Consider the following 13,126-nt stretch of genomic DNA (forward strand, 5'->3'; position numbering starts at 1 on the left):
CTCTGCTACTCTAACAAAACGATAGTGCTAACTTGAGAGAATATTCTGGCTGCAACTCCTCGTTGTTTTTTTAACGGTGCCTGTCCTCGCCGTCTCTCTATTAACGGTGCCTGTCCTCGCCGTCCTCGCCCGGTGCCTGTCCCCGCTGCCGTTTCCAACGGTGCCTGTCCCCGCTGCCCCCCGCTGCCGTTTCCCCGCTGCCGTTTAATAGCTTAAGTTGCCAAGCTGCAGGTTGTTGTGCAGTTAAAGCTACTCTAATGAGTGAGTTGTCCCCGGAATTTCAGCTCACTGTTTCCCCTCGCTGTTTCCTCGCTGTTGATTACTTCTTTTCAAGAAAAAAAATCCAGTATATAGAAAACCCGGTAAGCAGCCCCATTCTATTAAAAAGGGTACCCACCAATAATCGTTAAAACCTTCCAAAGGAGATACAATAAATGCCAATGCCCCAACTACCCCACCTGCAAGGGGTATCCAGCTACTTACGTCTCTGCTAACGATTCTTTTAAAAACTGTTGACCAGTTAATTATGAATATCCAAAGAAAGATAAACAATAATAACAGAGATAAACCCCATCTAATGATTTCCATTGAAGACTCCAAAATTAAGGCACATATTTTCTTTGGCCAAACAGCCCCTTGATGTAACCATCTACACCCCAGCCTTTAGGCCACTGGAGAGACTCTCGAGGAACTGTAAAGGTTTTTCCTGACCCCGGTCCTGCAAATCTGTTGCCCAATCCAGGTTGCCATTTTCCGGACCAAAAATAATTCCACAGGTTTGCGTTGCCTTTCATTACCCAGTCACCTGATTGGAGGCCAGGTCGTCCCCATCGGGATACATTAACAAAAGTACTTTTAGTGGCCTGAACACCTTTTATAATTCCACTTGCTAGAGGACCACCACCTAAAGTAGTTAAGGTGCTAACTGCAGTACCATCAGTCCATAAAACAGAGAAGAAAAGACCAGTGCTCGCAATCGGATTATCCGTAAAGCCTCCGCCGGCAGCGACTAATCTATCAGCCCAATATTGAGCTGAGCTATCCCCAGCACTAGTACCTGGTAAATAACTGCCCCAGGTCCTGTTCTTTCTTGCATCTCGATTATCGTCACTATCATACCCCGACGCGTCATCACTCGCATCAACCCCAGTATCAACCCGCGCATCAACCGTCGCTGCACTCCTCAACCAAAACCCCGGATGAATAATCCCTGCAACGCTATCGATCGATCTACTGGCATTAGTGTAATTGTAAAGTTTTACCCCCAACTGAGACCAGCCCGACCCCGCATTTTTCACATCACTCTTAAATTTGTAACCCACAACATCAACTTGCTCCAATATCTTAGAGGCATAGCCCGTCGGGTCAACAAAGCTCAACGGATTATTGAACACATAGGCATAGCGGTTATAACTCTGACTGTTCAGCGGCGCCTGCACCAGCGGGTCCGGGCTTAGAAAACGGCCCAACTGCGGATCATACACCCGCCCATTCATATGGATCAGACCGACACCATCCAGGTGCTCGTGATTGGTAAAACCCCGCGCGGCATCATCAGGCTGGTAGGTGTCGTCAAGGCTGCCGTTCCACGTCGGGTAGCGCCGCTCGCCCCAGGGGGAGAAGGGTCAAGTCTTGACTAATAGTTAGCGCTTAAATTTAAGGTTTTTCCATCAGAGTAATAATTCAACAGTATCGCTTACGATAACTCAGCTAAAATCCTTGATGAAAAAGGAAAAGAAAATCGTTGCCCGTTGCTGGCTTAAATACTATTAGTTAAGACTTGACCCTTCAATTCCTCAATTCGTGCAAGGCTGGGCTTTCAAAAAACTCCGAGCTAGATTCTTAGATTGGTGAACTGTCCCCAGAACTCCCCCAAGACTTGACCCCTCAATTCTCTGTTCTTCCCACTGTTCTTTGATGTCCTGTTAAGGCTGTTCGGTAGTGTTCAAATTATCTGAGACGCAACCGTAATTTCGCTAACTTTTAGTATCGACTACTGCTCAATAATTTCATCGGGAGAAGCATCTTCTAAATCCGGCCTGATAATCACTCCTTTCTGATCTTGTTTAATAAACCCATCTAACTCTTCAGAATAGATCCAGCCATCATCAATAATTTCCGCAATTGGTTCATCAATATAGTACTTCTGGTTTAATTTTCCTTTGTATCCAGATAGTGCGCTAAGCTGCCTAATTTTATTTTCATCATCGAAAAGAATACAAACGCTACCATCCATTACATAAGCAAGCTTCTGCCCACTAATACTCTTAACAGATCGCCTGTCAATAGCTATGTCTTCAAGAGTTTGGCCAATTTTTATTCCTGCCAAACCAACACCTGGTACTATTTCACCACTAATTTCCATTATCACCTGTAACCTCCACCTCCGTTTACTTTGCCGCGGGAACATTTCCAAGCCGGAAATATGGAATCCTAAAAGTGCCAATTGAACTACCAGATACTTTCCAGTAAACGGAGAAGGGTCAAGTCTTGACTAATAGCTAGTAATTAAATTTAAGGTTTTTTCTATCAGAGTAATAATTCAACAGTACCACTTACGATAACTCAGCTAAAATCCTTGATGAAAAAGGAAAAGAAAATCGTTGCCCGTTGCTGGCTTAAATACTATTAGTCAAGACTTGACCCCTCAATCCCTGACCCCTCAATCCTCAATCTAGGCTATCACCCTATTAAGTGAACTGTCCCCAGAACTCGGTCCCCAGAACTCCTATTAAGTGAACTGTCCCCAGAACTCGCACAATTATTTATCGGGGGGATTACCTCCCCTGGTTGCCCTAAGATCTCATACAAAGACTATTAGAACTAACGACAAAAAGAAGAAAAGAAAAGCGCTTATCATAAATTTCCTACAACGATCGCCTTTAGTAGTTAGTTCTTCGTTTCCATATTCTCTGTACTTTTTTTTCATGAGTCCATCAAATAACGATGTAGTTTTATTAATACCTCCTAAAGTAAACACAGTTTTTACATCTACTCTACCCAAACCATTCGATGAAACCTTTGACAAACAGATTGAATACATCAGCAAATAATAAAAATACCCTAAAACTGAAGAAACCAACATAACAGCAGATAAAAAAAATAAAATCACACCTAGGTCACTATAATTCATCTTCTCTGTTCTCTTCGTCTAGCCGCGGCCGCGGCCCCAGGGTTTCCTTGCATGCTCGACTGGCTACCTTGACGGCCCGCTACACCGCTCCCAGAAATACCAACACCAGCCCCAACCGAAAGTGCCCATTGTCGTCCCGTTTCACTTGCAATTACAGTTACCCCCAGCGCGGGGCCAATACCTAGAGTAAAACCCACCTTTGTAACAACTTGATTATCGTTAAAGGAGCCACTCTTTGATAGAGTAAAGTCGATTGTGGCCGTTGCGGAGACACCAAGAACGCCTCCGGCCCCACCATAAACCTTACTATTGCCATCAATATCCGTGGGGTCAAGAATTGCTTGGCCCTTTATACCAGCGCCAACCCCAAGAACTCCAGAAGCGGTTACAGTTACATTATTATCCAAATAGTTTTTAATCGGGTCTATAAATCTCTTTTTCGCACCGTGACCATCGTCACTATCATACCCCGACGCGTCATCACTCGCATCAACCCCAGTATCAACCCGCGCATCAACCGTCGCTGCACGACCCAACCAAAACCCCGGATGAATAATCCCTGCAACGCTACCCATCGATCTATTGAAATTAGTGTAATTGTAAAGTTTTACCCCCGACCGGAACCAGCCCGATCCCGCATTTTTCACTTTACTCTCAAATTGGTAACCAACCACATCAACCTGCTCCAATATCTTAGAGGCATAACCCGTCGGGTCGACAAAGCTCAACGGATTATTGAACACATAGCTATAGCGGTTATAACTCTGGCTGTTCAGCGGCGCTTGCACCAGCGGGTCCGGGCTTAAAAAACGGCCCAACTGTGGATCATACACCCGCCCATTCATATGAATCAGGCTCACGCTATCCAGGTGCTCATGACCGGTAAAACCCCGCGCGGCATCATCAGGCTGGTATCCTTCGTCGAGGCTGCCGTTCCAAATTTGGTATCGCCGCTCGCCCCAGGGGCCGTTGGCCAGCCATTCCACGTCATTGGCATGGGTGGCCTGCTCACCGGATTTGGCGACCAGCGACCCCAGATGGTCACGGTGCTTGTAACGATATTCACCGCTACCGGCGCTACCGATGTACAAGGCAAAATCACCGAGATAATGGACCTGCCGGGTTATGCCACTCTTGGTAATAACTTCATAACGGCCCAGACTGGCATAGATGGTTGTGCGGCCTGCGCTGTCACTGTGCTTAACGCGGTTTTTCGTGGGCCCATAGACAACGTCTGACCATTTCTCCGACCCCGGGCTAGTGTCGCTAATACGCGAAGGCTTGTCAAAAGCCGTATAGGCGACGGACTTGACCGTTTGCGCGCCGGCCTTGGCCGCGATCATATTGCCGTTGGCATCGTAGGTATACTGCAAGTGATTGGCGCTGGTCACCGCGTGAGGACCCGCGCCATTCTGACCGTAACGATAGACGCCTGCCACACCGGTCTTCTGCGTGATATTCCCCAAGGCATCGTAGGTAAAGTCGCTGCTTGACGCCGAACAACTCCCCGCGCGCGAGGCCGTCAACCGATTGAGATTGTCGTAACAAAAATGTTGGGTCAGCGCGTGTTTGTGATCGGAGCGTTGCTTCAGATTCCCCAAGGCATCAAACTGATAACCGTGATCCTGAATGGTAAAGAGGCCTTTGTGCGCCTGGATAGCTTGAAGGCGACCATCAATCGCCTCAAAGTGCTGATCGGTGACCACCCCGTTGCCCAGGGTGAACCGGGTCAGGTTGCCCCGTGCATCGGCGGTATTGGCCACCCACAGCACTTGACCGTCACCACCCGCTCTCACCGTGTGCCGGAAGCCGTGATCATTATAGTCCTCAATCGTCCGGTATCCGCTGGGGTAGGTCATACCGGTGGGGCGGCTAAAGCCGTCGTAGTGCCATTGGAACGTAAAGGCTTGGCCGTCAATCGCCGTCTGCTGGCGATCGAGCTGGGACAGTGCCGTGTAGGTGTAGTGCTCAGCATACGAGGAACCATCGGTATTAAAACCCACCAAGGACCCCAACAACCCCTTACCATGAGGCTTGTTATCGTAAGTCCAGACATGGGTGCGCGTTGCGACACCGGCAGCCGTCGCATTGTCGACCCTTTGGGTGACGCGACCGCGCTTGTCGTAGTGGTATCGGGTGACCTGGTTTTTGGCATCGGTCTCTGAGGCCAACAGGCCCAGGGCGTTATAGGTGTAAACGCGCACGCCCGTATTCGGATCATCTAATCTGATTTTACGGCCCAGGCGGTCGTAGCCGATAGTAACGGTAGTGTCAGCGTTGCCGTCGACGGTTGTCGAGGTGAGATCGCCAAAGGGCGAGTAACGATAGGTCACGGCCGTCCCCGCAGCATCCCGGCTCAGCACAACCAGATTGCCACCGGTAAGCTGTTGCACACTGGCCTGCCCCAGGCGATTGGTCGTGGTGATCTGGGTGCCATTGTAGTCAATCGTTTCTGTGGTCGTGTCGGCAAAGGTGGTTGTCGTGAGCCGGCGCAACACATCGTATGCATACCGTGTGTCGACACTGGGCGTGGCGAAAAAGGGCGCCGTGCGCATCGATAACTGCCCCTGTGGGTTGTAGTCACGGCGTGTATACACAAAAGCACCCGCGAGGTTTCTCGAGCGCGTGCCCACTTCTCTGCCTTCGGCGTCCAGATAGGTGCGCACCGCGGACTGTCCGGTGGTTTTCAGTTGCACGTAAGAGGCTGCCGTCCCACTGTAAGCAAAACACCCCAGACATGCCCGGAAACCATATTCCGTCAGGGTGCCATCGGGGTGGATTATAAAATCCACCCGGCCGAGATTGTCGTACACCGTATCGGTCACCAGGCCATTGGCGTCGGTGTGTTTGAGGGGCAGACCGAATTTGGCGGCGTATTGGGTGGTTTGTGTCAGCCCTGCGGGATCGGTCTGCACGACCGTTCGCACACCGCCGGCGTCATAGGTTTCGTCGACGCGCGTGACGGTCGAGGTAAACCCCAAGCCGGGCCCGGCACCGGCGCCCCAGCTCTGCGTGGTGCGGTTTACAGTGCCGTACGGGTTATAGTTATATTGGGTTTTCAGCCGCAGCGGACTGTTCGTGCTGTCATCCGGTTCAGACACACGCTCTGAAAGCTGGCCCAGCGTGTTGTAACGGAACGCCACGGTGCGTACCTCTGAAGCCAGGCTGCCGGGGTGACCGATCCACCCCTGCGTACGTTGACGCTGAACCAAACCTTGCACCCACCGGTTGGTGGTGTCGATACCGGTAATATCAGAATACGTCGTATCGACAGCCGAGATAAACGCCTGCCCGTCGACGGTATCGCAAAACACTTGACGGGAGAACAGGGGTACACCATAAGCACTGACATCCCTATCGCTCGATGAACCCGCGAGGGTCGTCACCACGGCGGTGCTGACCGGTGAACAGGCAAAGCTGGTGGTGGTGAAATTCTTGGTCGTCTGACTGCCTTTGGTGCCCACCAAGTCCCACGACTGCTCATGGGTTTCCAGCAGGTAGGGAAAATAGTGCGGGCTCTTATGACCGGCATCGATATCATCGCGATAGAGGCGCACCTTCCACTGAAAGCGTTTATCACTCAACAGGCGCAAGGTGTTTCCCGACTGGGTGCTGTCCGTGGCATAGACCAACGTCCGGTGGGGGTAGCCCATCAGTGCATAGGCCTCATCGACCCGTTGATGGTAGTGGTTGACGGTTTTGCGCACCGCACCGGTGCTGTCCGTATCGGTCACTGCCACCGTATCGAACCCGAGCGCTCCCCAGCCGCTGTCATCGCGCCGATGGTTGTGATAGTGATAACTCAGGCTTTTGCGATCGCCGGCTGAACGGGTGTCGACGACCGCTTCCACGATAAGGCGCGGCGTGGGCACGGGCAGCCTCGCTGCGTCCTCTTCTTCCTCATTCCCTTCATACCCTTCGCCGGCATGGGTAAATGAAGAGGTCGTCCGGGTGGCCGCCGTTACCGTGTAATGCGTACTGGTGGTCATCGGCCCATACTGCACGGACACCTTGTCCCCCAGGCCATCGACCACCCCGCGCAGGCGTTTTCGGGTGACGGTATTCACTGTCCGTCCCGAACCGGTGTGGCCGATGTTGGACAGGTCTGTGATGCCGTCGTGGTTAAAGTCCGCGAGTATGGGTTTCTCGCGTGCGTCGGCAAGCCAGTTTGCCGGCGGTAAGAATCCCTGTCCCCCGGCCTGGGGCCCGGCGCAGGTGGACAATTCGACCCAGGTGTCGTATCGCCCATTGCCTTTTTTCGGGCCGAATGTGACCAGGTCAGCACACTTATCGTCATTCAGGTGGGCAAAGACCCGTCTGGGGCTCAGCCCCCCATTCTGAGCGTTTGCCTGCCATGACTGCCAGGGCGTAAAGCGCTCGCCCGTAGACAGGGCGACAAAGCCTGGTTCATTGCCGCCCAGGGTATGGTAGACATCGGTCAGGCCGTCACCATTGACGTCACCAACACGCAGGTGGTGGCTGTTATCCGCGATGCTGCCCCAGACGCCGCTTGAGACAAAACCTTGTCCGGTATTGATCAGCACGTCGAGATGACAAGTCGACGCCGTGGTATTGGGGTAGCGACAAATCAGCAGATCCGTGAGCCCATCGCCGTTAAAATCACCAAAGTGACGCGGGGAGTCACTGAGCTTGACAAAGTAGTTGGTAAGATTGTCTAACCATAGGCTGATGGGTTCGAACCCGCTGCCTGTATTGATTTTGACATACCATTTAGAAGCTGCCGGGTTCTGATGATCAATTTTATAGTAGTGCAGGTCGGGCAAACCGTCGTTGTTGATATCGCGCAGAAACCGCCTGGCCGTAAACAGCCAACCGGATGAGAGTTCACTGAGGCCATCGGCCCAGGTTTCCGCGACAAACCCATTGCCCGTGGAGCGGTAGACAACGACCCTGTAAGTCGGTGCAAACTCATTGAAATCGAAGCTCACCAGATCGTCCCTGCCATCCAGATTTACATCATAGACGCGAGAGGGGACGGGGTAACTGTGGTCAAAACGGACATCCGGAAACGCACTGTCGCTGTCTCTGGGGTCTATGGCAGTGACGGAGAGCGTCAAATCCCCGTTAACGCTATCTACGTCGGTACTGAAGTACTCCAACAGGCCGTCGCCATCAAAATCGCCCGTCCGCGCGGGAAAGCGGTTATGCGCGGTCCCGGTGTCCATGCCAAACGTGGCCGACTCACTGTCATTCCACTCGAAGCGCAAGGGTTCAACACACTGGGCGCCATAGCCGTAGCACAGGTCGATCTGTGCCAGGTGGCTGGTGCTCAGCGGGTCCTCAAACAGTTTGCCAAAGTAACGCTGGCCATAGCGCTGGTAATGCAGTGTGTAGGTAGTGAGGTTGACACCGCCGGCGCGGGTCTCGATGGTTTTCAACCGCTGGGGCACGTAGTAGCGGGCACCGCCGCGATAGGTCTCCAGCACATCGTCCCGGTCTTCATAGGTAAACAACACCGCGTTATCCGTACCGGTTGCCAAATCGTTTCGGGTGTAATGGATGGCCTGAATACGATGAATCCCTTGGGCGGCGTCGTGGAAATACGTATAGGTCAGGTAATTCCCCGCCATATCCTGCCGGCGATTGAGAGACCAGGTTAAGGGCTGCGCCTGGTTATCGTAGCGCACGGCATCGCTGGTGGCGCCGTAGGTCAAAACCTCCCCATTGGGGTATTCAACGGTCCATGAAGCCGGAGCTTTTGCCGTACCGCCCAGGCGGGTAATACGGGCAAAGTCATCCGCCTCGGTGCGGTATTCACCGCTGGCGATTTCAACCAGCCGTTCGCCATCCAGGCAGAAGCGGTAATCGTCACCGGAATTGATACCACTGATGGCCTTATCCCGGGCAACGCTCGCCTTGCAGCGCGTAATGGCGGACAGACCGCCGATCCGCCAGCCCCAGCCGAGCAACCCGTTTTTGCGGTTGCTGCGGTAGGTCAAACTCAGGTTGGGCTGCATGCCATTGATACCCGGCGCGATCACCAGGGGCAGGCGATAGCGGAAGCTGCCGGTTTCGCTGACGGTGTATTCGCCCTTGAGCAGGCCGTTGTACTCAGGTTCAGCCATCAGGTCATTGGCGGGGTCGATTTCGCCCGTGCCCGGACCGCCGACAAAGACCGACACCAGGCCGGAGGTTTGATAAGGACCACAGTGGGTGACACTGCCCTGGACGTTACAGGCGCGTACCCGGAAGATATAGTTGCCGTTGCCCAGACCGCTCACCGTCTTGGCGGTGCCACTGCCGGCGTAGACAAGCCCCCATTGGCTGCCGTTGGTCTGCTGGTACAGTTCATAGCGGTCCAGAGGGGCGCTGATACTTGCCCAAGAGACAGGGAACGTCCCGTTATCATCGCTCGGCGGTACATCAATGCGCGCGGGTGCGCCGGGTCTGATGGCCGTGGTGCTGACGGTCGACGTCTTATAGGCACTGCAGGTGGTCAGGGTGCTTTCGACATTACAGGCACGGACCCGGTAGCGATAGTCGCCATCGGCCAAGCCGCTGACGCTGCTTGTCCTCGCGGTGCCGGCGTAGACCGGCAACCAGCCGCCGCCACCCGCTTGCTGAAACAACTCATAGCGATCCACCGCGCCGCTGGCGCTGCCCCAGGCGACCGTATAGCGACCGCTGTCACTGGTCGCGGGCACGGTTATCGACGCCGGCACACCGGGCGTGATCGCCACTACCGTTTGCGCGGGGTTTGAAAACGCACTCCACCCTTGGGCATTTTGCGCGCGCACCCGGTATTGATAAGTACCGTCCCCGGGTACCGTATCGGTAAAACTGCGGGCAGCGCCAAGATAGACACGTGACCATGCCCCTTGTGCTCGGCGCTCGAGTTCATACCGGGTGACATTGGGGCCGGTGCTGGCCGACCAGGTCAGGGCAATACTGTTGGAAACGTGGGTGGCACTCAGCGAGGGCGGGGTCATTGGCGGTGGAATACTGGGGATATCCACAACCACAGTGTGCGAACCTTCCAAGTTGTCGATAACGTCACACTCTTCCCATACACAGATGGTCCAGCGCGTCCAGTGATCGTAGCGATAGGTGCCGTTGTTTCTACCGGTTATCTGCAGCGTTTGGCCGGGTGGGTAGAAAAAGTTTTTAACGAAAACACCGTTTTTGAATTCGCTGATCTTGTACATTTGATTTGGGCTGAAATGCAGCGTGTAATTGCCGTCGTTATCCGTGGCCGGACCGCTGATGGCCCAGGACTGGAGAGGCAACAACACGGTGATCAGCAGTGGCAGTAAAGGTTTTATGATTCTTTCCATGTTGGGCCCCTTTTATTCCATGTGGCCGATTGATTTACCCTTCCGGGAACCGTTCCTTCACGCAGGTATTATCAGTTGCTGACAACAACCGTTAGTGACGTTTTTGAAAGGCTATCAGGTTATTTGAACGACTGGCTTCCTTGCAATTTCCTGGCATTTCAATATCCTTATTCTTTTCAGATTTTTTTGCGTGTTATTGAGTCGGGATTTTTTAATCCCGTTGCAGGTGCTAGTGACGAGACAGCAATCCTAGCAGGTTTAGCAAACAGAAAAGTGTCATATAGGATTATTTTAACCTGTAAGTCGTCGGCGCAGTGCTGTCTTTAGTATGAAGCAACGTTTGCTTGCGCCGGAGTTTTTGATTTTTCCAAAAAATAAACGTTTGTCCTGTCACACTCGCAGTCCGTTATCGCAACGTAAACCGCCCGATAGAAAAATTCAACATCCAAAATCCTATATTGTTTGATACTTTCATATCTCCCTTTCATGCTGAACCGGAAAAAATAGCGCTCTAGAATAAAACAATCCGCCGCAAAAAATCCGCATCCCAATGATCGATAAAGATAAGAGCATTACGGCGGTGAGCACCTGGTCCATCGATGTAATACATACCAAAAGAGAAGTATGTCAGCCTACATGCAGTAAAGATAGGTAAAAACATTCCTTATATACCGAAGCATAGGTACCTTTGAGGGGGACCACTCCCCCGTGCCAATAGCACCGCTTGCAGGATACTGCGGGGTGGTTCTAACGCAGGGGAGTGGCACCATTCTAGGGGGACGCAACTAAAGTTACGTCCCCGCAGCATGCCGCCGGAAGAGGTGCCCTTAGAATGGTGCCACCGGTCAGTTGAGGGGGACAGTCTCTAATGTCACTTCCCTAAGCGTATATGCACCGCTTTATCGGTCGCCGCCCAGTCACATCGATCTCGATATAGTATCGCCCCCGGCTTCCCTGGTAAGATGCGCGGCGGTCAGTTGCCCGAATTGATATATCCATGAACCAGACCCAAAACCCCGCCGTCGACTGGGACTACCCCGCGCCCCACGTCTTCGAACTGACGGTGTCAGCGGCCGATATCGACGGTCTCAACCACGCCAACAACGCTGAATATGTGCGCTGGTGCGAGCGGGCCGCCTGGTCCCATTCCGAACGGTTGGGTCTGTCGCTGCACGACTACAAGCGGCTCGATCGGGCCATGGCGATCCGCCACGCCGAATTCGACTATCTCGCCGCCGCGCTGGAAGGTGATACCCTGCGGGTTGCCACCTGGCTGACCGGGACCGACAATAAGCTCAGCCTGGAGCGGCGTTTTCAACTGGTGCGGGCCGGTGACGCGCTAACCCTGATGCGGGGTCGCTGGTCATTGGTCTGCATCCAGATCAGCAGCGGCCGCCCGCGGCGCCTGCCGGCCGAATTTCTGGCCGCTTACGGCGCGGCAGTAGTGGCGACGGACGCGCTTTGACTGTGTTGACCCGGTAACTGTGAGGTAGCCTGTGTCCGATAACGACAACGACAGCTTTGCCCAGGCCATGGGCGATGTAGAGCCGCTGCGCACCGACAAGCGGGTGACCCTGAAAGCCGATGACAAAGCGGCCAAGGTGGGGCTGGAACACCGCCGCCAGGCCGCCGAGGCCCTGCCGGCGGCGGACGAAAATGCACTGGCGGGCGATTTTATCGAGCCGGTGGCGCCGCTGGATATACTGTCTTACCGCCAACCGGGCGTGCAGCACGGCGTGTTTCGCAACCTGCGGCTGGGCAAGTACGCAATCGATGCGCGGCTGGATTTGCACCGCATGAGTGTCGAACGGGCCCGCGATGCGGTTTACCAGTTTGTCCGCGACTGTCTCGAACACGATATTCGCTGTGTCCTGATCACCCATGGCAAGGGGCTGATGCGGCAGCCGCAGCCGGCCCTGTTAAAGAGCTGTGTGGCCCATTGGCTGCCCCAGTTGCCCCAGGTATTGGCCTTTCACTCCGCCCAGCCCCGGCACGGCGGCGCCGGCGCCACCTACGTGCTGCTGCGCAAAAGCGATCGCCAGCGCCAGGAGAACAAGGAGCGCCATGCCGCTCGTCGCAAGGTTTGAGTTGGCCGCGGGCGGTCGCCGCCTTACCGGGGGTGTTGCAACGGTGATTTTGGCCACTTCTGAGCAGGTAAGTAAGCTATTACAAACTTGCGCCTAAATCCTTATCCGGTAGTATTTGCCCCTGCAAAAAACGGCAGCTCCGGGGGAGAGACTGTGATATGGCTACTGGTCCGTTTTTGGACGCCGTGGGGGAGGTTCTGCCCACCCATCAGGCCTCCGAGACACACCCTGCCTACCGGCTGCTGAGCGAGATAGAGCTGATTCAGCTCGTTGTCGATCGCAGCGTCGGCCCGCATTCCCGTACCATGGTGAGCACGGCGGGCTATTCCGATCGCGCCTTTATCCTACAGACCGCCGCCCATAACCAATTGATTCACGAGGATATTCCGCCGGGCAGTTTCGTGATGATCGACCCCCGGGTTGAGATCGCCGAGCATCAGATAGTCGCCTATGCGCTGCCGGATCAGAACAGCATCGCCCTGGGTATTCGCGACGCCGGTTGGGAAGGCTATTTTCTCTCGTTTGGAGGCCGGGCCGTCCATATCACCAGCAAGCGCTGCATTCCTCTGTGGCCGGCGGTTGCCGTTGTCGGCTACGATTTGTGATCGACG

7 protein-coding genes and 1 pseudogene are annotated in these 13,126 nt (G+C 53.9%); 3 read left to right on the forward strand and 5 right to left on the reverse strand.

Annotation, left to right across the window (positions count from 1 at the left end; all coding sequences use genetic code 11):
• Window positions 1-285: 285 nt before the first annotated feature.
• The 5 genes and pseudogenes from FKG94_RS27410 to FKG94_RS27430 all read right to left on the reverse strand — a co-directional run bounded on the left by FKG94_RS27410 (window position 286) and on the right by FKG94_RS27430 (window position 10,428).
• Window positions 286-588, reverse strand: a complete 303-nt coding sequence (locus FKG94_RS27410) for a hypothetical protein (protein WP_142930150.1) — start codon at window positions 586-588, stop codon at window positions 286-288.
• 14 nt (window positions 589-602) lie between these two features.
• A pseudogene (locus FKG94_RS27415) lies at window positions 603-1,607 on the reverse strand (RHS repeat-associated core domain-containing protein); the annotation flags it as partial.
• A gap of 386 nt (window positions 1,608-1,993) precedes the next feature.
• Window positions 1,994-2,365, reverse strand: a complete 372-nt coding sequence (locus FKG94_RS27420; RefSeq protein ID WP_142930151.1) for a hypothetical protein — start codon at window positions 2,363-2,365, stop codon at window positions 1,994-1,996.
• 438 nt (window positions 2,366-2,803) lie between these two features.
• Entirely contained in the window at window positions 2,804-3,133 is a 330-nt protein-coding gene (locus FKG94_RS27425; protein ID WP_142930152.1) for a hypothetical protein, read from the reverse strand.
• A complete protein-coding gene (locus FKG94_RS27430) occupies window positions 3,130-10,428 on the reverse strand; it encodes an RHS repeat-associated core domain-containing protein (protein ID WP_142930153.1) in 7,299 nt (2,432 codons plus the stop codon). The genes FKG94_RS27425 and FKG94_RS27430 overlap by 4 nt, the downstream gene beginning before the upstream one ends.
• 997 nt (window positions 10,429-11,425) lie before the next feature.
• On the opposite strand from FKG94_RS27430, the gene FKG94_RS27435 reads away from it, so the two are divergent.
• From FKG94_RS27435 to FKG94_RS27445, 3 genes are all read left to right on the forward strand, one after another.
• A complete protein-coding gene (locus FKG94_RS27435) occupies window positions 11,426-11,893 on the forward strand; it encodes an acyl-CoA thioesterase (RefSeq protein ID WP_142930154.1) in 468 nt (155 codons plus the stop codon).
• A gap of 31 nt (window positions 11,894-11,924) precedes the next feature.
• On the forward strand, window positions 11,925-12,515 hold the full coding sequence (gene smrA, locus FKG94_RS27440) for a DNA endonuclease SmrA (protein WP_142930155.1): 591 nt from the start codon (window positions 11,925-11,927) through the stop codon (window positions 12,513-12,515).
• Between the two features lie 158 nt (window positions 12,516-12,673).
• A complete protein-coding gene (locus tag FKG94_RS27445) occupies window positions 12,674-13,120 on the forward strand; it encodes a hypothetical protein (RefSeq protein WP_142930156.1) in 447 nt (148 codons plus the stop codon).
• Window positions 13,121-13,126 lie beyond the last annotated feature (6 nt).

The organism is Exilibacterium tricleocarpae (assembly GCF_007004655.1).
In the GTDB taxonomy this organism is placed as follows: domain Bacteria; phylum Pseudomonadota; class Gammaproteobacteria; order Pseudomonadales; family Cellvibrionaceae; genus Exilibacterium; species Exilibacterium tricleocarpae.